Genomic DNA, 23,263 nt, shown 5'->3' with positions numbered 1-23,263 from the left:
GTAGCGCATGACTGTTAATCATGATGTCGTAGGTTCGAGTCCTACTGCCGGAGTAAAAAAGCAAATCATCTTGATTTGCTTTTTTGTTTGCTTTTAAACTAAAAAGTTCTTGAGTTTATCTAATCACAGTAGATGATTGATAGACTCAAGAACTTTTTTATTTGTTACGAATTACTTCAATTTTATAGCCATCAGGATCAACAATAAAGTAATAAGAAGGCGGAACCCCTGGAAGATTTTTTAAAGGTGTTATGTTAAATTTAGCTTCTTCGTGCGACTTATGTAGGCCCTCTAAATCGTCTGTAGAGATAGCTATATGACCATAACCATTTCCTAAGTCATAGCCTTCTGAATCATAATTGTAAGTAAGTTCTAACTCATAATCATCACCTGGTAAGGTTAAATAGACTAAGGTGAATTTATTTTCAGGAAAATCTCTTCTTCTGCTTTCTTCAAAAGCGAATGCTTTTTTATAAAAATCTAGAGAAGCGTCTAAATCTTTTACACGGACACAAGTATGCGCCATTTTCATATTATTATACTTCCTTTCCTATAGATAAGTAAATGATACCATTTCTATGATTAGTATTCTACTTATTAACTCGAAATTACTTGATTAGACGTAGTAAAAATGATATATTGTTTTTACTACGATTGATAAAGTAAAAAAGTAGGTGATACATGTGATTAGTAGTGACATAATTCGTGGTTATAATGATTCTATCATTTTATCTATATTAATCGATGGAGATTCATATGGTTATGAAATTTCTAAAAAAATAAAAATAATCACAAAAGAAAAATATATTATTAAGGAAACAACATTGTACTCTGCATTTACTAGATTAAGTAAGAAAGGGTTTATTGTTTCTTATCCTGGAGAGGAAACGTTTGGAAAAAAGAGAACGTATTATAAAATCACATCGCTAGGACTCGAGTTTTATTTAGAAAAAGAAAAAGAATGGTTAATAACTAAAGAGGTAATAGATTTATTTTTAGGAGGAGAGAAAATATGAATACAATAGAGAGTTATGTGGAAACAATGTTTATGAATTTGCCGATGACAGATCAAATAATAAACTTGAAGAAAGATATATTATCTAACATGGAAGAAAAATATGATGAGTTGAAAAGTGATGGAATGTCAGATAACGAGGCTATTGGGCTTGTTATTTCGGAATTTGGCAATATTGATGAGTTATTGAATGAACTAGAAATAGATCGCTCAGGTAGAAACATAAACAATGAAACAGGATCTGAATTACCAACGTTATCAATAGAAATAATTTCTGATTATATCAAAATGAAGAAAGAGATTGGTACAGGTATTGGTTTTGGTGTTATTTTATGTGGAATTGGCACTTCTTTATTATTACTTTCTTTAGTTTATAATTTGTTGATTGTTGGAGTTATTTTTTGTTTAATTTTTGTTGCTGCTGGAGTGGCATTCTTTGTGTTAAATGGGTTGAAAAATAGTAAATTTGAGTATTTGGAGAAGGGCTTCTTTTTAGAAGAGCGTGATATCCATTATATTGAATCTGAAAGTATGGAATATGCAAGATCGTTTAATCTGTCTTTAGTTATTGGGATTGTTATTTGTATATTGTCAGCTATTCCTGTATTAATTGGGACTCAAAAATCGGAATACATACTACCTTTAGTAGGGGTTACTGTCGTTATAGCGACAGTGGGATGCTTCTTTTTAATTTATGCGGGTAATTTAAAAGGTGCCTATTCGTTTTTATTAGAGAATGGGATTGAGTCATCAATTTCTGAAGAAGATTTAAGTAATAAATTATTTTGGAAAAAGTTTAATGAAAAATTTTGGTTAATTATTGTTGCTTTATATCTTTTAACTAGTTTTGTGTTTAATATTTGGAGTATTTCGTGGATAATCTTTCCTGTAGCAGGTGTTCTATCTGGTTTATGGGTGAAAGATTAGGAAGGAAGTAAAATGAGTAAGATTGTAAATAAAGAGAGTATTACCTATATTATTTTTGGCGTTTTTACAACGTTAGTTTATTTTATTACTAGATTTATGGTGGTTAATTTAACTGGCAACTCTATGCTTGGAGTAACTATAGCTCAAGTAGTGGCAATTTTATTTGCTTATTTAACCAATAAGGTTTTTGTATTTAAAAACAAAGACTGGCAACCACTAGTGGTTCTTAAGCAATTGTTTGGTTTTATTTTAGGAAGACTGTTTGTATTTGCTTTAGATTTAGGGCTGACTTTTATTGCAGTTGAGAAATTTTCGGATTTCTTCATTCATCTTTTCTTTTTTGATAAGATAAATTATGATTTCATATTATTTAGCCATCCTTTAACAACAAAGTTTATTGGTTCAGCAGAGTTACTTAATGAGTTTGTCTTTGCCTTATTTGTTCAAGTATTAGCAATTGTTATTAATTACTTAATTTCTAAAAAAGCGGTATTCAAAAAAACCAACTAGGCGTGTTAGCCTAATTGGTTTTTTTAGTTGTTATAAAATGCTAATGAAATAGTTAAATCATAGTTAATAAAGTCTTTAATGATTTTTATTTCGCCAGACCTATTTCGATAAACCCGTTTGTACGTACCACCGAGAATAGTTGGGAAAACTTGAATATTTGAATATTTTTTTAGTAATAAATCCGCTTTATAACTATCTTCTAATGCAATAAACCCTAGCATCATCTCATCTTGATTATCTCCTGTTGTTCCTAAAAAGATACCAATTCGGTTGCTATCAGATTTAGGATCATAAAGTACTTTAGCATAAGTATTTGGAATCAGGTTATCATAAAGCTCAAAAATGTTCCGTTCCTCATACTCTCCAAAATTATTTACTAAATCATCATTAGTCACACCTGCATAATAGCTAGTAAAGAAGTTATTGGCTTTTAATTGTTGAATGGTATCAAATAAAAGCTGCTGTTTTTCACCATTATATAAGAGATTAATTTTTGTATGAAGATATTCTTTGTTGCGAATAGAGGACATGCGGTGTATCTCATCAGAAGAGCCGTGATTTTCGCTTGTCATTTTTCTTTCACGTGCTGTTGTTTCTAGATAACTTTCAGGACGTCTTCTTTTTCGTTTTTTTCGACGTTTATTGCTATCAACAACATCATAATATTCTTCATCCTCATCATAACTAATTTTTTTAGCAGATCTGTTCTTTAACCTTGTAAATTCTTTATCTGCTTGATAATAAAGATGTTTAATTTCGGTCTGATACAGTAGTACTGCGGCTAAAATTAGCGCAATACTGGAAATAAGCAAGTAGAGCCACCATATTTTTGAATTGTTGAAGGTCAAAACAAGGGCGATTAGCCAAAAAGCGAATACAAATCCCCCCATAATTTTCAAATTTCTCATAATTTTAATAGCCCACCTAATCAAACTTTTTCTATACATCTATTTAACCATAGTTTATTCATTAAAACAATCTATCTCAAAAAAATATGATTAGTAAAATAAATAGTGAATTTGATGAAAATTTGGTGAATTGTCTGTATAATAGAAAAGAGTCATATGACAAGGGGGGATGAATTTTGACTGATAAAACAACCTATGCAGTTGTAGATATTGAAACAACTGGAACAAGTCCAGAAACGGATAAAATTATTCAATTTGCTTGTGTACTTGTTCAAAATAATGAGATTATAAACTACTTTTCTACTGATGTTAATCCCCTAAAAAAAATACCCAAAAATATTGAGCAATTAACTGGCATTAGTAACGAACAAGTAAAAAATGCCCCTTACTTCGAAGACATTGCCCCGATGATCAAACAATTAATTTCAGATTGTGTGTTTGTTGCCCATAATGTTTATTTCGATTATGCTTTTTTAAACAGTGAGTTATCTCGTTCAGGTGAAGAAAAATTGCAAACAAAATGTATTGATACAGTAGAGTTGTCCCAAATTCTATTTCCCACGTCTCAGGGGTTTAGAGTGACGGATTTAGCTGACTTTTTAGAACTAGAACATGAAAATCCTCATCAGGCATTAAGTGACGCTTATGTTACAGCTGAATTATTTATTTGTCTAAGTCAAAAAATGATGATGATTCCTTATGTTACATTGAAAAAAATGTTGGAATTGTCTTATAACTTAGGTGTTGATAATCATTTAATGTTTGAAAAAGCGTTAATGAAAAAGGAAAAGGATGGATTTAATCATCCATTTTATGGGACTAAAACAATTGAGTGTGTGACGCTAAAAAATAAAAAATATCTATTTAAAGAGAAAAATGATGATGTAGGAACCACTTATCCATTTGATTTAACTGAAAATTCTCAAAGTTTTTTATCTGACTTTGTTCCTCGAAAAGCGCAACTGGAAATGATGGATACCATTTATTCTTTTGTTAATAATGAGGATGAAGAAAAGAACTTAATGGTTGAAGTAAGTACTGGTAGTGGTAAGTCTTTGGGCTATTTATTACCTTTGAGTTATAACAGAAAAAAATTCCCGATTATTGTTTCAACAAGTACTATTTTACTACAAGAGCAGCTGATTGATCAGACGTTAGAGCAAGTCAAGGAAATTACAGGAAATCATCTATTTGGTATGGTACTAAAAAGCAATCGTCATTTCATAGACCTAGACAAATTTTATTTAACGTTACTTGAAAAGCCTGTTAATCAAAAACAGTACGCATTAAATCAAATGGCGATTTTAACTTGGTTGATGGAGACTGAGACAGGAGACTTGGATGAAATTAATCTTAATAAATCCCACGTTCTTTTTGAACATGTGAAACACATGGGTCGTCACACTTTGAGTAGTGATTCATTGTTCTTTGAGGAAGATTTTATTAAGTATTTGGAAGAAAAAAAAGAAGTAGCAGATGTTATCGTTGTTAATCACGCTTTCTTATGTGAGGAAAGCAAACGTCAAACGAAGTTAATACCAAAATCGTCTGTTTTGATAATTGATGAATCTCATAAACTAGTTAGTAGCATTGAAAATCAAGAACTAATTTCTATTTCGTTTGGTTTGATTTATTCCTTATTAAAAAAAATACGGGAATCAGAAGAATTGTCTTATTCATTGCATCAATTGAATAATCAAAAATTAACACAGGCCGTGAATTTATTAAGTAATTTTTCACAAGATGTTAGAGAAGATTTGCAGAGACTTGAACAGTTTATGATAGAAGTAAGTAACTTTACTGAAAGTAAAAAAGAAGTTTCATTTGATGATGTAGAAAAAATTTCTAACTGGCCACTTCCAATGAGAAAAAATTTGAAAGAATTATTGACTATCTTAACGGAAATAAATCATATCTCAACTGACTTTAAAAACGAGGTGTTCACTCATCTTACACAAGTAGAAATTGGTTCCTATTTTGATGTGTTGGATTATTTAACGTCTCTTGAAAGACTTTCTGAGTGGAGTCTTCACTTTATAGCTTACTTCAGAAATTTAGAAGATAGTAATGCTAGGTGGTTAGCTATTAAGGATAAGCACTTACAATTGAAGATGCTAGATTTTTCGATGCTATCGATTAAAAATATGTCTTGGTATGAACAGTTTGAAAAAATTGTTTACACTAGTAGTACATTACAATTAGATGTTGATTCGACTTATTTTGAAAGCCAACTAGATATACCAGTATCTAGAAAAGTTAGAATTGAAGATAGCTTTAACTATCATGACAAAGCCAAATTGCTTGTTATATCGGAAAATAAAGCAGAGCAGTATCATCCAAAAGATGATTATGCTAATTACATTGCAAAAGTTCTTATTGACTATTATGCCATTGGAAAGACCTCTATGCTGGTTTTGTTTACATCACATCATGTCTTAAAACAGGTTTATCATATTCTGCAAAATCACTTTCATCATCAAGAAGTGGATATTTTTGCGCAAGATATTACTGGGACAAAGGAAAAAATTGTGAAAAAATATATTAAAAATAATGGTGGTATTATTTTAGGTGCTAATAGTTTTTGGGAAGGTGTGGATTTATCTTTACCAACGCTTGATTTAATTATTATGACGAAACTTCCTTTTGATCCACCAAAAAGGCCGATGATTGAAGCTAAATATCATTATTTAGAATCTCTTGGTAAAAATCCGTTTTATGAAGAAGCAATTCCTCAAGCTGGTATGAGATTACGTCAAGGTTTAGGACGTCTGTTGCGCTCAGAGAATGATAGAGGTGTTATTCTATTACTAGATAACCGGTTGCTAAAAGCAAGCTACAGTAAGCAATTATTAGGGTATTTACCTATAGGGCTTGAGGTAGAAGAATGTACTTTAGAAGAAAGTTTAGAAGAAGCGATTTTATTTTTTGAGAATAATAACTGAAATAAATCATAAAAGTTGCTATAATAAGAAAAACGAAAAGGAGGACCGATATTAATGAATAGAAGAAAGAACCAACAACTTAAAATTATAGGAATAGTATTGATTTTATCTATTGTCCTTGTTGGTGTGGTCTTGTTTCAGTCAGCCTCTCCAATGAGAAAAGCTAAAAAACAAGCTGTTACTATTTCTAAAGAGGTTGCCAATATCTCTGAGGTACAAGATTTTTATTGGTTTACTCGTGAGAAAACATATTTTACTGTTGTTGGCGTAGATAATAAAAACGTTGAAAAAATTGTATTTCTTCCTCAAGATGGTTCAGAAGCAGTCGTGATGAATCAAAAAGATGGAATTAATAACGATGAAGCAATCAAAAAAGTGTTAGAAAAAAAAGAAACCAAAAAAATAAAAAAAGTCTCTCTAGGATTGTATGACAATAAACCTGTTTGGGAAGTAGCAGCTGACAGCATTGAAAGCGGCGTTAATTACTATTTGGTTGACTTTAAGAGTGGAGAGATAGTTAATACGCTGAATCAAGTTTAAAGGGGAGGATATTATGATGATATCTAATAGGGTATTAAAGCTGAAATCATCAGCCACGTTGGCAGCCGCAGCGAAGGCAAAAGAGTTAGAAGAAAAAGGCATAGAAATTTTAAATTTAGCATTAGGTGAACCTGATTTTGAAACACCGATAAATATTCGGAAAGCAGCTATTGCGTCGATTGAAAGCGGACGTGCTAGTTTTTATACACCTGTTGCTGGAGAAAAAGAATTAATTGAAGCTGTTATTAGTCGAACAAAAGAAGATTATGGATTGGATTATAAATTAAATGAGGTAGTTGTTGGAACTGGTGCTAAATTTATTTTATTTATTCTTTTCCAAGCAATCTTAAATGAAGGTGATGAAGTGATTATGCCTTCACCTTATTGGGTTAGTTATAGTGAGCAAGTTGAATTGTGTGAAGGTACGCCAGTTTTTGTTGAAGGAAAAGAAGACAATCATTTTAAAGTAACTGTTGAAGATTTAGAAAAAGCAACAACTAAAAAAACAAAAGCGTTCATTTTGAATTCACCTTGTAATCCGACTGGGGCAATTTATACGCGAGAAGAACTTGAAAAAATCGGAAAATGGGCAGTTAAACATAATATTTTACTAGTAGCCGATGATATTTATGGCAAACTAGTTTATAATGGGAATGTCTTTACGCCAATTGCAACGTTGTCTGAGGAAATAAAAAAACAGACAATTATCATTAATGGAGTGTCAAAAAGCTACGCGATGACAGGATGGAGAATGGGTTATGCTTTAGGAGACTCAAGCATCATTTCTCAAATGATTAAAATTGCTTCTCAAGCAACAAGTAATCTAACTGCTGTTACTCAGTATGCTGCGATTGAAGCTCTGACAGGAGATCAACAACAAGTTGAAGAAATGCGTCAAGTTTTTGAAAAAAGGCTAAATCATGTGTATGACCGAGTAAGTGAAATACCCGGTTTCAAAATAGATAAACCTCAAGGGGCATTTTATCTGTATCCAGATATTTCTGAATGTCTCGTTTTATGTGGGTACGATAATGTGACTAATTGGGTCAATGATTTACTAGAAGAAGCTCATGTTTCAGTTGTGACAGGTGAAGGCTTTGGAACAAACAAACATATTCGCCTAAGTTATGCAACTGATTTAGACACATTAAATTCAGCGATTGATCAGATAGTTGCTTTTGTTGATAAAAAGCAAAACAAATAAATTAAGATGGATGGAGAGTTGGAATGAAAACAATACAGATTATTGATTCAAAGAATCATGTAGGCGAAACAGTAAAAATCGGTGCTTGGATTGCAAATAAACGTTCAAGCGGTAAGATTGCTTTCTTAAATTTACGAGATGGCTCAGCCTTCTTCCAAGGGGTTGTTGTAAAAGGTGAAGTTGGAGAAGAGTTATTTGATGTTGCTAAAGGATTAAACCAAGAAACATCAGTTATCGTAACAGGAGAAATCCGTGAAGATACTCGTTCTAAATTTGGCTATGAAATGGGAGTAACAGGTATTGAAGTTGTAGGCGAAAGTCATGACTACCCAATCACTCCTAAAGAACACGGAACAGACTTTTTGATGGATCACCGTCATTTGTGGTTACGTTCTTCAAAACAACATGCTGTTATGCAAGTGCGTAATGAATTAATTCGTGCAACATACGAATTCTTTAATGAACGTAACTTTATTAAAATTGATCCACCTATTTTAACAAGTAGCGCTCCAGAAGGCACAACAGAATTATTTGAAACAGATTACTTTGGAGATCCTGCTTACCTTTCTCAAACAGGACAATTGTATTTAGAAGCTGCAGCAATGGCGTTTGGTAAAGTATTTTCATTTGGACCAACGTTTAGAGCTGAAAAATCAAAAACACGTCGTCATTTAACTGAATTTTGGATGATGGAACCTGAAATGGCTTTTGTTAGTCAAGAAGAAAGTTTAGAAATCCAAGAGCAATACGTGGCATTTATGATTGAAAAAGTATTAGAAAACTGTGATTATGCTTTAGATGTTTTAGGAAGAGATAAAGAGTTACTTAAAAAATATACTATCTTACCTTTCCCTAGAATTTCATATGATGAAGCCGTTGATTTATTACAAAAAAATGGTTTTGAAGATATTACTTGGGGAGATGATTTTGGTTCACCACATGAAACATTTATCGCGAACCATTATGAAAAACCAGTATTTATTTTAAACTATCCAAAATCAATGAGTCCATTCTACATGAAACCACATCCAACAAGAGATGATGTTGTTATTCGTGCAGACATGATTGCACCAGAAGGTTATGGTGAAATTATTGGTGGTAGTGAACGTGCTATTGGATTTGATTACTTATTAGAACAAATTGAAAAAGACGGTTTAGATCGTAAAGATTATGAATGGTATTTAGATTTACAAAAATATGGTCCAGTTCCTCATTCAGGTTTTGGTTTAGGTCTTGAAAGAACTGTTACTTGGGTTTGTGGTATTGAGCATGTACGTGAAGCTAGTCCATTCCCTCGTTTATTACACCGTATTTATCCATAGAGAACACTAGAAGAGGTAAGACTATCAAATGTCTTGTCTCTTTTTTGTTTGACTTTTTCTAAGGAAAGAGGTAGTATTTAATTATAAATTACATTTGTAAATTAAAACAAGAAGGGTGATAGTTATGTCAAAAGAAAAAATTAAGATTGATGGTATGAGTTGTGGCCATTGTGTTGCGAGAATTGAAAAAGCTGTTTCAGAAATAGATGGTGTGGAAAAATTTAAAATTAAATTAAAAGATGCAGAAGCAAAAATCAAATTTGATGAAACAAAAGTTCCGTTGGAAAAAGTTATGGAAGTTATTACAGAATTGGGCTATGAAGCAAGTAGTATTTAGATAGAAACTCTCGACTAGCAATTTAGTCGAGTTTTTTTGTTGACAAAATATAGGATTCATTATAATATCATACATACAAATGTATGTATAGGAGTGATGAAAATGGCACGTAATAAGTATCCTGAAAAAACGAGACAAGCTATTTTAGAATCTGCTGTAAAACTATTTACAATTAGAGGATGGGAAAAGGTAACGATTCAAGAAGTGATTGATGATGTGGGAGGTATCACTCGCGGGGCTTTTTATCATCATTTTAAATCCAAATCTGAATTAATCGATGCTGTGACACAAGAGTATTTTTCGGAAAATAAACAGTTGATGTCATATTTAACACAGACTAATTCAACAGCAATTGAGCGACTTCAACAGGGAATTATGTTTACACTAAAAAAGCAAACAGAAAAAGATTCGATGAGTAACATCCCTAGTGTTATCAATTCACCAGAGTTTGTTTTTAGAATTGTTCATGATAGTATTGAAATAACATCAAAAGAAATTGCTGTTTTTATTAAAGAGGGAAATAAAGATGGATCTTGTCATGTTTTAGAGGTAACGGAAGTCTCCGAAATGATGTTGCTACTACTAAATATTTGGATAAATCCGAATATTATTAAAACAACAAAAGATAAATATATTGAAAAGATTACTTTTTTTGATAAGATGCTAAAAGCTCTCGGATTGCCATTGTTTGATGATGAATTAAGAGTAGCCTTTTCAAACTATTACGAAGAATCAAAAAAATAGACGAGATCGTTTATTTTTTTACAATTATACATACATTTGAATGTATCAAAAGGAGAAGGTAAAAATGAGATTATTTGAATTATTATTTATAGTGACAACAGTAGTATTGCTAGGAGGAATAACATTTAAGCTGGAAAGTTTAAAACAATATAAGAAAATAATATTATCTGCTGAAATAGTTGTTTTAATACTTAGCTTGGTTGTTGACGGTTACCGCTGGCAGTTGCTACCAGTTTATGTTCTATCATTTGTTATTAATTTAGTGTTACTTTTATCAAAAAATAAAACATGTATTAAAAAAAATTCAACAATTAAAGTGATACTGAAAGTAGCCAGTACTATTGTTGTGACAGTTGCTGTTTTAGCTCCATTTTATATGTTTCCTATTTTTAATTTTCCTGTACCAACGGGGCAATACAAAGTAGGAACTAAAAGTATTATGTTGACAAAAAATAAAAACCAATTAACTGAAAAAGATATGATGATTCAATTTTATTATCCAGCAGATAAAGAAAGTAGTAAAAAAGCAGATTATTCTACAGATATCGAGGCGTTAAGACATGAATTAGCAAGAACTCAAGGTATGCCTAATATTGTGACAGGTCATTTAAAATATATAAAAACTCATTCTTATTTGGACGCGAAAGTTGTGAGTGATAAGAAATTTCCATTACTTATTTTTTCTCATGGCATGACACTTTATAATAGACAAAATACGTTTCAATTAGAAGAACTAGCCAGTCATGGTTATGTTATTGCTGCAGTTAATTATACGAAAGATTCAGCCAATACACTATTTCCAACTAAGGAATACGTACCTTATGAAGAAAAAGAATTAACGTTAGATTATTTGGATACACATAATTTAGAGTGGCAATCAGATGCAACGTTTGTTCTAGATACATTACTAAATGAAAAAAATATAGAATTTGATTCAGTACTGAATCAAGTGGAAACAGAAAAAATTGGAGCATTCGGACATTCTTATGGTGGAGCTACATCGACTCATTTATTGATTGAAGATGCTCGTGTCAAAGCAGCGATTAACATGGATGGTGGTTTTTATGGACAGGAGATTAAACCTGGGGATATTAAGAAACCTTTTATGTTGATGAATGCGAGCGATACAATGAGAAACATGCAAGAAGGGACTGATCCTTTGTTTGAAGAATGCTTAATTAGAAATGATCATGTAAACCAACCGGGTGTTTATAAACTCTTGCTACCTAATACAGATCATGGTAGTTTTATTGATTTAGCAGGATTTTCACCTTTAGTTGCTGTAAAGGACGCAAATTATAAAAAAACATTTGATACAATTAATCAATTGTCTTTAGGTTTTTTCGATAAAAATTTAAAGGGAGAAAATCAGAAAGCTGTGGATGATTATTTGAAAGAACGCTCACAAATAAAAGTTGATAGGTACTAAAAATGAAGAAATTTAAGAGTTTATTTTTTTGATAAAATAACTTTTTTAAATACGATAAACATTGATACATCAAAGAGAATGTAAGTATAAAAAAAGAGATTGGCTATTCGATTTTGGAATAGCCAATCTCTTTTAAACTAAATGGAAAAGATGAGCAATCAACGTGGTTAGCATAGTAACTAAGACGCCAATTACTGTAGGGACTAAGAATGAAATCAGAGTCCATTTCTTACTTTTGGTTTCTTTGTAAATAGTAATTAACGTTGTGGAACAAGGCCAATGATAGAGTGTAAACAAAAGTACATTTGTAGCAGTTAACCAAGTCCAACCATTATTGACAAGTAGTTGTTGAAATTCATTTAATGAATTGAAATCTGTAATAGTACTTGTTGCCATGTATCCCATAATCATAATTGGGATAACAATCTCATTGGCTGGTAAACCTAGAATAAAGGCCATTAGAATCGTTCCATCAAGTCCCATTAATTTAGCAAATGGGTCGATAAATTCTGTAATTGATTGTAGAACCGATTGATTGCCAATTTGGACATTTGCAAGAACCCAAATGACTAAACCAGCAGGTGCTGCAACAATAATAGCTCGCCAAAGAACGAATAAAGTTCTGTCAAAAATGGAGCGGACAATAACTGAGCCAATTTGAGGCTTTCTATACGGCGGTAATTCTAATGTAAATGATGAAGGCATACCCTTTAAAATGGTTTTTGATAAGAGTGTTGACATCCAAATAGTTGTCGCAACACCAAGCAAAATGACACCTGTCAAAAAAACAGCCGATTTAATGGAACCAAAAAATCCAGCATTTGTGCCAGCAAAGAACATCGAAATAACAGCAATCAATATTGGAAAGCGTCCATTACAAGGAACAAAATTATTTGTTGTAATGGCAATGAGCCTTTCTCTAGGAGAGTCAATAATTCTTGCCCCAACAACGCCTGCAGCATTACAACCAAACCCCATACACATTGTTAAGGCCTGTTTTCCACAAGCTCCTGCTTTTTGAAAATATTTATCTAAGTTAAATGCCACTCTAGGTAAGTAACCAAAATCTTCTAGTAAAGTGAAGATTGGAAAAAAGATGGCCATAGGAGGCAACATAACAGCAACAACGGTTGATAGGACTTTGTAAATTCCATCAATTAAAACACTTTGAATTACTTTTGGTACATTCAATTGAACAGCTACCGAGGTTAACCAATTTCCAAAACGATTAAAGACATCAGCTAAAAAGTCAGAAGGACCATCTGCTCCAACGATTGTAAACCAAAAGACAAGTAGTAATAGTAAAATCATAATCGGAATACCGGTACTTTTTTGTGTTAAGATTTTATCAAGAATCCGGTCTTTTTTATCAAAATCTTTGTCCCCGTATTCAATGACATCATTAGCAATAACGGAAGCTCTATCGAGTAGAGCGAGAATTTCAGTTTCTTCATCCTGATGAATTTGCTCTAAGGCTTCAAGCATAAACGGATTAGCATGCACGTTACCACTGATGACATTTCCAACTTGTTCCATTAATTCATCTAATCCTTGTTTTTTAACAGCAGAGGTACCTACAACAGGAACACCAAGTAGTTCTTGTAGTTTTGGTAGGTTAATTGAGATTTTCTTTTTCTTTGCCTCATCTAGTAAATTCACGCAAACCACCACTTTTGGTGTAATTTGCATAATTTGTAAGACAAGGTTTAAATTTCTTTCTAGACTTGTTGCATCACAAACAACAATGGTTGCTTCAGAGTCTTTTGATTGAATGAAATCTCTAGCAACTTCTTCTTCTTGTGAATGAGCCATCAAAGAATAAGTTCCTGGTAAATCAACTAAAACATATCCTTGTCCTTTATAAGACGTGTAACCTTGGGCTAAATCAACGGTTTTCCCAGGCCAGTTACCTGTGTGTTGTCTCATTCCAGTTAGTTCGTTAAAAATTGAGCTTTTACCCACGTTGGGATTTCCTGCAAGAGAAAGGACATGATCTGTTGGGTCTTTTTTTTGTATAACAAACGCTTCATTGTTTTCTTCCATTAGTTAATCACCTCTATATACTGAGCATCATTATTTCTAAGAGCAATTGTTGTTCCTCGAACTCGGTAAGCAATGGGATCACCTTTTGGACTAATTAAAACTTTTTTTATTGGTGTACCCTTGTAAAATCCTAAGTCTAATAGTCGTCGTTTCATATCAACATCAGGGTGTGTGATGCTATCAACAACTGCTTCCTCCTGTTCTTTCAAGTCTAATAAATTCATTTTTATTTCTCCTTTTTAGGTTTGCCTAATTCTTTTTTATTATAATCCTAATTTGTTATTATATCAACCGGTTTCATAAACTAACTTTCCATTGATATGTTCATTTTACACGGAATTGGTTATAATGTATGAAGGGAAACAAAGGAGGATTTTTATGTCAATTGAAAACTTTATAAGAGAAAATTATGTTGATTTTAAAAGAACTGATTCCGTTAAATGGGATGGTTTAAAAGATAAATTTGGTCATGAGGATTTACTTCCTTTATGGGTAGCTGATATGGATTTTAAAGCACCCAAAGAGGTCCAAGAGGCATTAATGAAAAGAATTGAGCATGGGGTGTTTGGGTATTCTTTTGCTGGGGAGTCTTATTATGAGGCATTTATAAATTGGCAAAAGAAGCGACATGGTATTCATGTAGAGAAAGAGTGGCTACGTTTTACAACAGGTGTTGTGAATTCTTTTAACTTTCTAATTCAAGCTTTATCTCAAGAAGAAGAGAGTGTTATTATTTTAGCGCCCGTTTATTATCCGTTTTTTGATGCAGTTAAAAATAATCGTCGTCGTCTAGTTGTTTCTAATTTAGTTGAAAGTAAAGGCCATTACACGATTGATTTTGAAGACTTCGAAGAAAAAATTCGACAAAATAAAGTAAAGGTTTTTCTTCATTGTTCACCGCAAAATCCTGTTGGAAGAATTTGGAAAAAAGAAGAACTTGAGAAGCTATTTAATATTTGCCAAAAATATCAGGTTAAAATTATTTCTGATGAAATTCACCAAGATTTTATTCAACCTGGAAAAGAATTTGTCAGTGCCTTATCAGTAGGAAATGAGTATCTTGAAGATATTGCTGTTTTGACGTCATCTTCTAAATCATTTAACCTAGCTAGCTTACTACATTCACATGTAATTATTCCAAGTGAAGCAGTAAGAATTATTTATGATAAACATGTTCAAACAGTGATTAATAACCCAGATAGTTTAATGGGGATGATTGCCACTGAAGCAGCGTATACATCTGGAGAGCAGTGGTTAGATGATTTAATTGATGTTATCGAGCTCAATTTTAAGGTGATGAAAGAAAAAATAACAGAGGAATTACCTCATGTTGTTATTGCAGAAAAAGAAGCAACTTATTTAGCTTGGGTAGATTTGTCTTATTATATTGAGAAATCAGAGATGGTTAGTGTTATTCAAGATAAGGCTAAACTAGCCATTGATTACGGTGAATGGTTTGATGAAAACAGTTCTGGATTTATTCGAATTAACTTAGCGACAAAGACAGAAAATATTGAAAAAGCAGTTGATCAATTAGTTGCTAGCATAAAACTTAAATAAACGGTGTTATTAATAAAACTTAAGATTATTTAAATGTCCGATATTTAAGATAGTTTTTATGAAAATTTTATGCTAGACTTATTTTAAATTGTTATTTATAGGAGATGGAATATGGAAACTCGTAAAAAAAGAAAGAAAAAGATGAGTCCCTTAAAGAAGACAGTTTTTATCTTACTAGGTGTACTTGTCGTATTATTAGCTGGCGCAACAGCAATCGTAGGCAAAACATATTTTGATGTTAAAAGTACAGCTAATAAAGTAAGTAAACCAGTCAAAGGTCGTCCTGAAGGAACAAACATTAAAGATGGTAAAGCTTTCTCTGTTTTAATGCTCGGATTAGATACAGGTGAGTTTGGCCGAACTGATGTTGGTCGTTCTGATACAATGCTAGTTGCTACAGTCAATCCCAAAGAAAATAAAACAACCTTACTAAGTATCCCTCGTGATACTCGTACAGAAATTGTTGGCCACGGCACCGTTGAAAAAGTAGCTCATGCGTATGCTTATGGGCAAGAAAAAATGGCGTTAGATACAGTGGAGAAATTATTAGATGTTCCATTAGATCATTATGTTTGGATTAATATGGAAGGCTTTGAAGCTTTAGTCGATGCTGTTGATGGTGTTGTTGTGAATAATAAATTTGAATTCAAACAAGATGGTCACACATTCCCTAAAGGAAAAAATACATTAAACGGGGACCAAGCGCTAGCTTATACTCGTATGAGATATGAAGATCCAAATGGCGATTATGGTCGTCAAGTAAGACAACAAGAAGTAATCGGTGCGATTGCTGATAAAGCTTTAACATTTTCTGGTGTGACTAAATACAAACAAGTCTTAAAAGCAATTGAGGAAAATATGAAGACTGATTTAGAGCCTGAGGAAATGTTCAAAATTGCTTTAGATTACCGTAATTGTTTCACAACAATTGATCAGGAAACACTTCATGGAAATGGGGAAACAATCGACGGATTGTCTTACCAAGTTATTCCAGATGAAGAATTAGTCCGTGTTCAAAACTTATTGAAACAACAATTACCTAAATAAAAATAAAAGGAAGCGACCGACTTTTAGTCAATCGCTTCTTTTTTTATAATTTTAAGCAAGTGCACCCATTGGATCCCAAGGTTTAAGAAGAGTGGCATCATCTTTTTCGATAACATCTAATAACTCTTTTGGTAAGAATTTTTTGTTGATAACAATTTGATAAGTGTATTCGTCTAACCATTCGTCACTCATAACGAAGTAACCTTTTGTGCCGACTTTATCTCCCCAACTATTTTCAACTTTCCATTTTGTAGGTACGTCATTAACTAAATCAACCCCTGTGATAACCATAGCGTGAGTCATTAAACTTTCGCCGTAATCAAGACGTTCAGCTTTTGTCATTGTGTAATCCACATCTAATGTTTCTGACACACTAAAGACATCAGTTGCCATAATACCAGAATCTTTTGTTGAAGATTGTCCAACATCACAACCAAACCAAACAGCTTCATCTGCTTTTAATTGCTCGATTGCTAAATTTTTAAAGGTATTAATGTCCACATTTAAATGACGAACCTCTTTACCCCCAACCACATTTCCTAATAATTCAACAGCATACATTTGATTATATGGTTTATCTTTTGTTGGAGCATTAATGATGCTGACATAATCAGAAAGGTTACGTCCAACAAATTCGTCATAGAATGATAAAGGTGTTAAATTTTGTTTTAACTGATAGTTTCCATCTGTATCTACATATGAAAAATCAAATTGTTCTGGTGGTGTTCCTAGGGAAGTTGCTAATAGATTATAAACTTCTTGCAACATTCCTTCTTTAGCTTTTGAAATTTCTTCAATTGATTGCTCATTTTCAACCATTTGGCGTAAAGAAATCGCGTCTTTTCTTAATTTTTTATTTAAAAATTCATTTAAATCGCGACTTTGAGAACTGCTAAAAGTTTCTGGCATCACTGTTTTAGGAACAATACCATATTTTTGAATAATGGCAACTAACATATCCCATTGACCACCGTCTTGTTGAGGTGTTTGTAGTAAGAAAGCAACTTTACGACAACTTAATGGCTTAGTTGCCGTATTAAGAATATTTTCATAGAAATAGTTTGCTTTTTCAAATTTATCCCAGAAAAAAGTATGGTTTTGTGATAGTTCAAAATCTTTAATTTGGAAAGTTTCGCTAATATGATGACGGAAGGTGTTTAGAGCTGCAAACATCCAACAACGGCCACTTTGTTTTTGATTAGCTACTTTTCCAGTGTCTAAATCAATCGAGAAGACTGGATTATTTTTAACAAGTGATGATTGGTTTTCTGACGCAGCTAAAATGCCGTTTTTCATTACAGCACGTTGGCTAATTAAATGATTTTTTGATGCGTAATAAGTACTATTAAATTGTTTAATTTGATCTAGTGAAATTTCTTTTGTCATAAATTTAATCTTCCTCTCATTATTTAATGCTAATGCCATTGTACTCCTTTCAATTATAAAAAGAAAATATTAGTTATTTTTCAATATTTTAGGTAGTAATAAATAGCGAAAATATGTTCGCTATGGTAAAATAAAACAGTCAATATACAACCAAAGGAGAAAGAAACGATGATAGAAAGACACACGGATCATACCTTTGATTTGGTTTCAAAATATGAGCCTTCTGGGGATCAACCAGAGGCAATTGCGAAGTTAGTAGATAATATAAATAAAAAAGAAAAAGCTCAAATATTACTAGGTGTAACAGGTTCTGGGAAGACGTTTACCATGTCAAATGTCATTAAAGAAGTTAATAAACCGACCTTGATTATCGCCCATAATAAAACCTTAGCGGGGCAATTATACAGTGAGTTTAAAGAGTTTTTTCCTAATAATGCCGTAGAGTACTTTGTTAGTTACTATGATTATTACCAACCAGAAGCTTACGTTCCATCAAGTGACACCTATATAGAAAAAGATTCAAGTGTTAATGATGAAATTGATAAATTACGACATTCTGCCACTAGTTCTTTATTAGAAAGAAATGATGTGATTGTTGTGGCGTCTGTGTCGTGTATTTATGGCTTAGGAGATCCTAAAGAGTACCAAGATCAAGTTCTCTCACTTCGGGTAGGGATGCAAATGGAGCGAGATCAACTATTAAGAGAATTAGTTGATATTCAGTTTGACCGTAACGACATTGATTTTCAACGTGGTAGGTTCCGCGTTCGTGGCGATGTCGTTGAAATATTTTTAGCTTCTCGCGATGAACAAGCCTTACGAATTGAGTTTTTTGGTGATGAAATCGACCGAATTAGAGAAGTTAATGCGTTAACTGGTGAAATTATCGCAGACACAGAACATGTCGCTATTTTCCCCGCAACTCACTTTGTTACAAATGATGAACAAATGGAAGAAGCAATTACTCGCATTCAAGATGAATTAGAAGTTCGTCTGAAAGAATTACGAGAAGATGAAAAATTAATTGAAGCTCAAAGACTAGAACAACGAACTAATTACGACATTGAAATGATGAGAGAGATGGGCTACTGCTCAGGAATTGAAAATTACTCCCGTCAAATGGAAGGCCGATCTGAGGGGGAACCACCCTATACTTTAATTGATTTCTTTCCAGATGATTTCTTAATTATGGTAGATGAGTCACATGTGACAATGCCCCAAGTTCGTGGCATGTATAATGGTGACCGAGCTAGAAAGCAAATGTTAGTGGACTATGGATTTAGATTACCAAGTGCTTTAGACAATCGACCTCTAAGGTTAGAGGAATTTGAAGAACATGTGAATCAAATTGTTTATGTTTCTGCTACTCCTGGACCTTATGAAGGAGAACAAACAGATCTTGTGGCCCAACAAATTATTCGACCAACAGGATTGCTTGATCCTGAAATCGAAGTGCGTCCAATTATGGGGCAAATTGATGATTTAGTTGGCGAAATAAATGACAGAGTAGAAAAAAATGAACGTGTCTTTATTACAACATTAACCAAGAAAATGTCTGAGGATTTAACAGATTACTTTAAAGAATTAGGCATTAAAGTGAAGTATTTACATAGTGACATAAAAACCCTTGAGAGAACGGAAATTATTCGAGATTTAAGGTTAGGAGAATTTGACGTTTTAATTGGTATTAACTTGTTAAGAGAAGGAATTGACGTGCCTGAAGTATCATTAGTCGCAATTCTTGATGCTGATAAAGAAGGCTTTTTAAGAAGTGAGCGCTCGCTTATTCAAACAATCGGTCGTGCAGCTCGAAATTCCAATGGGAAAGTTATTATGTATGCTGATAAAATGACTGATTCCATGACACATGCTATTGAAGAAACCAAACGAAGAAGAGCTATTCAGGAAGCCTATAATGAGGAGCACGGTATTGTACCAAAAACAATCATTAAAGAAATTCGTGATCTAATAAGTATTTCTAAAACAAGCGAAGGCGATGAAGAAGTTAGCTTAATGGAACAATACGAAAGTCTAAATAAAGAAGAAAAATCAGAATTAATTTTTGAGCTTGAAAGTCAGATGAAGACTGCAGCAAAAGAGTTAGACTTTGAAAAAGCAGCAACATTAAGAGATACCATTCTAGAATTGAAATCTGGTAAATAAAAGGAGGATGACAATGGCAAACGATAAAATAGTCATTCGTGGTGCAAGAGCACATAATTTAAAAAATATTGATGTAACCATTCCTAGAGATAAGATGGTTGTTATTACAGGACTTTCAGGTTCTGGAAAGAGTTCTTTAGCGTTTGATACGCTATATGCTGAAGGACAAAGACGGTATGTTGAAAGTCTATCAGCTTATGCTAGACAATTTTTAGGGCAAATGGACAAACCTGATGTCGACAGTATTGATGGTTTAAGTCCAGCTATTTCAATTGACCAAAAAACAACAAGTAAAAATCCACGTTCGACTGTGGGAACTGTGACTGAAATTAATGATTATTTAAGGTTATTGTACGCCCGTGTTGGTCATCCCATCTGTCCAAATGATGGAACGGAAATTAGTAGCCAGTCACCAGAACAGATGACTGACCGCGTTCTAGAATTGGAAGAAAGAACCAAAGTTCAAATTCTGGCTCCAATAGTTAGAGGGAAAAAAGGACAACATAAAAAGATTTTTGAGAAAATAAAAAAAGAAGGTTTTGTTCGCGTTAGAATTGACGGGGAAGCCTATGATATTGAGGAACTACCAGAACTTGAAAAAAATAAAAAACATTCCATTGAAATTGTAGTAGATAGAATTGTTGTTAAAGAAGGTGTTCGTTCTCGCTTGTTTGATTCTTTTGAAATGGCGTTAAGACTGTCAGAAGGTTATGCTTTAGTTGATGTCATTGGTCAAGAGGAAATGTTATTTAGTGAACATTATGCCTGTCCTTATTGTGGCTTTACAGTAGGCGAAATCGAACCAAGACTATTTTCATTTAACACGCCATTTGGTGCATGTCCTGAGTGTGATGGGTTAAGTATTAAACTTGAAGTGGACGCTGATTTAGTCGTTCCAGATAAATTAAAGACGTTACGAGAAGGTGCGATTGCACCCTGGAATCCTATTAGTTCCAATTATTACCCACAAATGCTAGAGCAAGCATGCGAGCAGTTTGGCATCGATTTTGATACACCTTATGAAAAATTAGAAGAAGAACAACAAGCAATTCTAATGAAAGGATCAAAAGGTGAAGAATTCCATTTTCACTATGAAAATGAATTTGGTGGCGTAAGAGATGTGGATATTCCTTTTGAAGGTATTTTGATTAATATCAAACGTCGTTATCATGAAACAAATAGTGATTACACTAGAGAACAAATGAAATTGTACATGACAGAATTAACGTGTGAAAGTTGTCATGGGTACCGTTTAAATGATGAAGCTCTTTCTGTCAAAGTCCAAGGAAAACATATTGGTGAGATTAGTAATCTATCTGTGGGAGATTCCCTCAACTATTTTGAGGACCTATCATTTGGCGAACAGGAACAAATGATAGCCACACCAATCTTAAAAGAAATTGAAGACAGACTAAGCTTTTTAAAGAATGTTGGTTTGACCTATTTAACACTAAGTCGTGCTGCTGGAACTCTATCAGGTGGAGAGGCTCAGAGAATACGTTTAGCCACTCAAATTGGGTCTAATTTATCAGGAGTTCTTTACATTTTAGACGAACCTTCCATTGGGTTGCATCAACGAGATAATAATCGTTTAATTGATTCCTTGAAAAAAATGCGAGACTTAGGAAATACGTTAATTGTTGTCGAGCATGATGAGGATACGATGCGTGCAGCAGATTATTTAATTGATATTGGACCAGGAGCAGGTGAGCTGGGTGGTGAAATTATTGCCGCAGGGACACCTTCAGAGGTTGAGAAAAATCAAGCCTCATTGACAGGTCAATATTTGTCAGGGAAAAAACAAATTCCAGTACCAACAACAAGGCGAAAAGGTAATGGTAAAGAAATTGTTGTTAAAGGTGCCAGTGAAAATAATTTGAAAAATCTTAATGTGGCGTTTCCTTTAGGAGAATTTATTGCTGTTACTGGTGTTTCAGGTTCAGGGAAAAGCACATTAGTTAATGGTATTTTGAAAAAAGCTTTAGCTCAAAAAATTAATCGAAATTCTGAGAAACCAGGTAAATATAAATCAATTACTGGGTATGAAGATATTGAAAAAATTATTGATATAGATCAAAGTCCAATTGGAAGAACTCCTCGTAGTAATCCGGCAACGTATACGAGTGTGTTTGATGACATTCGTGACTTATTCTCTAAAACAAATGAAGCTAAAATTAGAGGATACAAAAAGGGACGATTCAGTTTTAATGTGAAGGGCGGACGCTGTGAGTCTTGCCGTGGTGATGGTATTATAAAAATTGAAATGCACTTTTTACCTGATGTATATGTACCGTGTGAAGTGTGTCATGGTCACCGCTACAACTCTGAAACCTTAGAAGTGAAATACAAAGGTAAGAACATTGCAGAAATTTTAGAGATGACTGTAGAAGAAGCTGTTGAATTCTTTAAAGCAATCCCAAAAATTCACCGAAAAATGCAAACGATTGTTGATGTCGGTTTAGGTTATGTTAAATTAGGTCAATCAGCAACAACCCTTTCAGGTGGTGAAGCGCAGCGAATGAAACTTGCTAGTGAGCTTCATAAGCGCTCGTCTGGTAAAAATTTCTATATTCTAGATGAGCCAACAACAGGACTACATGCAGATGATATTAGCCGTTTGATTGGAGTATTAACACGCTTAGTTGATGCTGGAAATACAGTGCTTGTTATCGAGCACAATCTAGATGTGATTAAAACGGCAGACTATATTATTGATTTAGGACCAGAAGGTGGAGATGGTGGTGGTACCATTGTCACAACAGGAACACCTGAGGAAGTTATCACAGTAGAAGAAAGCTTTACTGGTTACTACCTAAAAGAAGTAATGGAGAGATTTAACTAATTAAAAATACGCAAGATTCTCAATTTAAAAATCTTGCATATTTTTTTAAGCGTTAATTCGTTTGATTTCACGGTGATAATTTAAAAGGTAAGTAATGATTGAGAAGATAATGAAAAAGCTAGAAAGTGTGATAATTAAGTTTAATGCATAGAAATTACCAGAACTAAATCCAACGGCTTTTAGGACAAAATTAAGCAAAATCGTTTTAAAGGCAGGTGTACTAATTTTGACTAACAAGCTAATTAAAATAGGAATCATGATGATAGTTGCTAAGACAAATAACTTTTTAAAACCAGTTACACGGTCATTGAAAATTCCAAAAAGAGAACCGATAGAACTTGCAA

The 23,263-nt window shown here is 33.1% G+C and carries 19 protein-coding genes and 1 pseudogene; 14 read left to right on the top strand and 6 right to left on the bottom strand.

Going from position 1 to position 23,263, the window contains the following annotated elements; genetic code table 11:
* Positions 1-157: 157 nt before the first annotated feature.
* Positions 158-532, bottom strand: a complete 375-nt coding sequence (gloA, locus tag RR554_RS05870; RefSeq protein WP_332463002.1) for a lactoylglutathione lyase — start codon at positions 530-532, stop codon at positions 158-160.
* Positions 533-683: 151 nt separating this feature from the next.
* Between gloA and RR554_RS05865 the strand changes: the two genes are divergently transcribed.
* From RR554_RS05865 to RR554_RS05855, 3 genes are read left to right on the top strand one after another with little or no spacing between them, the layout of a single operon-like run.
* Positions 684-1,016, top strand: coding sequence for a PadR family transcriptional regulator (locus tag RR554_RS05865; RefSeq protein WP_332463003.1), 333 nt, complete (start codon positions 684-686; stop codon positions 1,014-1,016).
* Positions 1,013-1,942, top strand: a complete 930-nt coding sequence (locus RR554_RS05860; protein WP_332467615.1) for a permease prefix domain 1-containing protein — start codon at positions 1,013-1,015, stop codon at positions 1,940-1,942. The genes RR554_RS05865 and RR554_RS05860 overlap by 4 nt, the downstream gene beginning before the upstream one ends.
* Positions 1,943-1,954: 12 nt before the next feature.
* Positions 1,955-2,452: a GtrA family protein gene (locus RR554_RS05855; RefSeq protein WP_332467614.1), complete on the top strand. Its 498-nt coding sequence runs from the start codon at positions 1,955-1,957 to the stop codon at positions 2,450-2,452.
* Positions 2,453-2,475: 23 nt separating this feature from the next.
* Here RR554_RS05855 and RR554_RS05850 read toward each other — a convergent pair whose 3' ends face one another.
* A complete protein-coding gene (locus RR554_RS05850) occupies positions 2,476-3,360 on the bottom strand; it encodes a hypothetical protein (protein ID WP_332463006.1) in 885 nt (294 codons plus the stop codon).
* Positions 3,361-3,536: 176 nt separating this feature from the next.
* Here RR554_RS05850 and RR554_RS05845 point away from each other — a divergent pair, with 176 nt between their 5' ends.
* The 7 genes from RR554_RS05845 to RR554_RS05815 all read left to right on the top strand — a co-directional run bounded on the left by RR554_RS05845 (position 3,537) and on the right by RR554_RS05815 (position 11,878).
* Entirely contained in the window at positions 3,537-6,302 is a 2,766-nt protein-coding gene (locus tag RR554_RS05845; RefSeq protein ID WP_332467613.1) for a helicase C-terminal domain-containing protein, read from the top strand.
* Between the two features lie 54 nt (positions 6,303-6,356).
* On the top strand, positions 6,357-6,842 hold the full coding sequence (locus RR554_RS05840) for a cell wall elongation regulator TseB-like domain-containing protein (protein WP_332463008.1): 486 nt from the start codon (positions 6,357-6,359) through the stop codon (positions 6,840-6,842).
* Between the two features lie 13 nt (positions 6,843-6,855).
* Positions 6,856-8,046: a pyridoxal phosphate-dependent aminotransferase gene (locus RR554_RS05835; protein ID WP_332463009.1), complete on the top strand. Its 1,191-nt coding sequence runs from the start codon at positions 6,856-6,858 to the stop codon at positions 8,044-8,046.
* Positions 8,047-8,069: 23 nt separating this feature from the next.
* Entirely contained in the window at positions 8,070-9,368 is a 1,299-nt protein-coding gene (gene asnS / locus RR554_RS05830) for an asparagine--tRNA ligase (RefSeq protein ID WP_332463010.1), read from the top strand.
* Between the two features lie 124 nt (positions 9,369-9,492).
* Complete coding sequence (gene copZ / locus RR554_RS05825; RefSeq protein WP_332463011.1) at positions 9,493-9,705, top strand: copper chaperone CopZ; 213 nt, start codon at positions 9,493-9,495, stop codon at positions 9,703-9,705.
* 102 nt (positions 9,706-9,807) lie between these two features.
* On the top strand, positions 9,808-10,449 hold the full coding sequence (locus tag RR554_RS05820) for a TetR/AcrR family transcriptional regulator (protein ID WP_332463012.1): 642 nt from the start codon (positions 9,808-9,810) through the stop codon (positions 10,447-10,449).
* A 64-nt stretch (positions 10,450-10,513) separates the two neighbouring features.
* Positions 10,514-11,878: an alpha/beta hydrolase family protein gene (locus RR554_RS05815; protein ID WP_332463013.1), complete on the top strand. Its 1,365-nt coding sequence runs from the start codon at positions 10,514-10,516 to the stop codon at positions 11,876-11,878.
* A gap of 132 nt (positions 11,879-12,010) precedes the next feature.
* On the opposite strand, the gene feoB is transcribed toward RR554_RS05815, so the two are convergent.
* Both feoB and RR554_RS05805 read right to left on the bottom strand, forming a co-directional pair.
* Entirely contained in the window at positions 12,011-13,921 is a 1,911-nt protein-coding gene (feoB, locus tag RR554_RS05810) for a ferrous iron transporter B (RefSeq protein WP_332463014.1), read from the bottom strand.
* A complete protein-coding gene (locus RR554_RS05805) occupies positions 13,921-14,145 on the bottom strand; it encodes a FeoA family protein (RefSeq protein ID WP_332467612.1) in 225 nt (74 codons plus the stop codon). Before RR554_RS05805 ends, feoB begins: the two co-directional genes overlap by 1 nt.
* A gap of 154 nt (positions 14,146-14,299) precedes the next feature.
* Between RR554_RS05805 and RR554_RS05800 the strand changes: the two genes are divergently transcribed.
* Both RR554_RS05800 and RR554_RS05795 read left to right on the top strand, forming a co-directional pair.
* On the top strand, positions 14,300-15,481 hold the full coding sequence (locus RR554_RS05800) for a MalY/PatB family protein (protein WP_332467611.1): 1,182 nt from the start codon (positions 14,300-14,302) through the stop codon (positions 15,479-15,481).
* 111 nt (positions 15,482-15,592) lie between these two features.
* A complete protein-coding gene (locus RR554_RS05795) occupies positions 15,593-16,528 on the top strand; it encodes an LCP family glycopolymer transferase (protein WP_332467610.1) in 936 nt (311 codons plus the stop codon).
* A gap of 51 nt (positions 16,529-16,579) precedes the next feature.
* Here RR554_RS05795 and RR554_RS05790 read toward each other — a convergent pair whose 3' ends face one another.
* The gene (locus RR554_RS05790; protein ID WP_332463018.1) at positions 16,580-17,914 is read right to left on the bottom strand and encodes a C1 family peptidase; all 1,335 of its coding nucleotides are present in this window, start codon (positions 17,912-17,914) and stop codon (positions 16,580-16,582) included.
* A 168-nt stretch (positions 17,915-18,082) separates the two neighbouring features.
* Between RR554_RS05790 and uvrB the strand changes: the two genes are divergently transcribed.
* Positions 18,083-20,077: an excinuclease ABC subunit UvrB gene (gene uvrB / locus RR554_RS05785; protein WP_332467609.1), complete on the top strand. Its 1,995-nt coding sequence runs from the start codon at positions 18,083-18,085 to the stop codon at positions 20,075-20,077.
* Between the two features lie 13 nt (positions 20,078-20,090).
* Entirely contained in the window at positions 20,091-22,919 is a 2,829-nt protein-coding gene (gene uvrA, locus RR554_RS05780; RefSeq protein WP_332463020.1) for an excinuclease ABC subunit UvrA, read from the top strand.
* A gap of 45 nt (positions 22,920-22,964) precedes the next feature.
* Here uvrA and RR554_RS05775 read toward each other — a convergent pair.
* Positions 22,965-23,263, bottom strand: a pseudogene (locus tag RR554_RS05775) (hypothetical protein); the annotation flags it as partial.

This window comes from Vagococcus sp. (assembly GCF_036639995.1).
GTDB lineage: Bacteria > Bacillota > Bacilli > Lactobacillales > Vagococcaceae > Vagococcus.
Note: the sequence above shows the minus strand (reverse complement) of the source record. Positions and strands in the feature narration are given on the sequence as shown.

Excerpts from the sequence above, each read along its gene's own strand:
- gloA (WP_332463002.1), bottom strand. The coding sequence starts at position 532 with ATGAAAATGGCGCATACTTGTGTCCGTGTAAAAGATTTAGACGCTTCT.
- RR554_RS05860 (WP_332467615.1), top strand. The coding sequence starts at position 1,013 with ATGAATACAATAGAGAGTTATGTGGAAACAATGTTTATGAATTTGCCG.
- RR554_RS05855 (WP_332467614.1), top strand. The coding sequence starts at position 1,955 with ATGAGTAAGATTGTAAATAAAGAGAGTATTACCTATATTATTTTTGGC.
- RR554_RS05850 (WP_332463006.1), bottom strand. The coding sequence starts at position 3,360 with ATGAGAAATTTGAAAATTATGGGGGGATTTGTATTCGCTTTTTGGCTA.
- RR554_RS05840 (WP_332463008.1), top strand. The coding sequence starts at position 6,357 with ATGAATAGAAGAAAGAACCAACAACTTAAAATTATAGGAATAGTATTG.
- RR554_RS05835 (WP_332463009.1), top strand. The coding sequence starts at position 6,856 with ATGATGATATCTAATAGGGTATTAAAGCTGAAATCATCAGCCACGTTG.
- asnS (WP_332463010.1), top strand. The coding sequence starts at position 8,070 with ATGAAAACAATACAGATTATTGATTCAAAGAATCATGTAGGCGAAACA.
- copZ (WP_332463011.1), top strand. The coding sequence starts at position 9,493 with ATGTCAAAAGAAAAAATTAAGATTGATGGTATGAGTTGTGGCCATTGT.
- RR554_RS05820 (WP_332463012.1), top strand. The coding sequence starts at position 9,808 with ATGGCACGTAATAAGTATCCTGAAAAAACGAGACAAGCTATTTTAGAA.
- RR554_RS05815 (WP_332463013.1), top strand. The coding sequence starts at position 10,514 with ATGAGATTATTTGAATTATTATTTATAGTGACAACAGTAGTATTGCTA.
- feoB (WP_332463014.1), bottom strand. The coding sequence starts at position 13,921 with ATGGAAGAAAACAATGAAGCGTTTGTTATACAAAAAAAAGACCCAACA.
- RR554_RS05805 (WP_332467612.1), bottom strand. The coding sequence starts at position 14,145 with ATGAATTTATTAGACTTGAAAGAACAGGAGGAAGCAGTTGTTGATAGC.
- RR554_RS05800 (WP_332467611.1), top strand. The coding sequence starts at position 14,300 with ATGTCAATTGAAAACTTTATAAGAGAAAATTATGTTGATTTTAAAAGA.
- RR554_RS05795 (WP_332467610.1), top strand. The coding sequence starts at position 15,593 with ATGGAAACTCGTAAAAAAAGAAAGAAAAAGATGAGTCCCTTAAAGAAG.
- RR554_RS05790 (WP_332463018.1), bottom strand. The coding sequence starts at position 17,914 with ATGACAAAAGAAATTTCACTAGATCAAATTAAACAATTTAATAGTACT.
- uvrB (WP_332467609.1), top strand. The coding sequence starts at position 18,083 with ATGATAGAAAGACACACGGATCATACCTTTGATTTGGTTTCAAAATAT.
- uvrA (WP_332463020.1), top strand. The coding sequence starts at position 20,091 with ATGGCAAACGATAAAATAGTCATTCGTGGTGCAAGAGCACATAATTTA.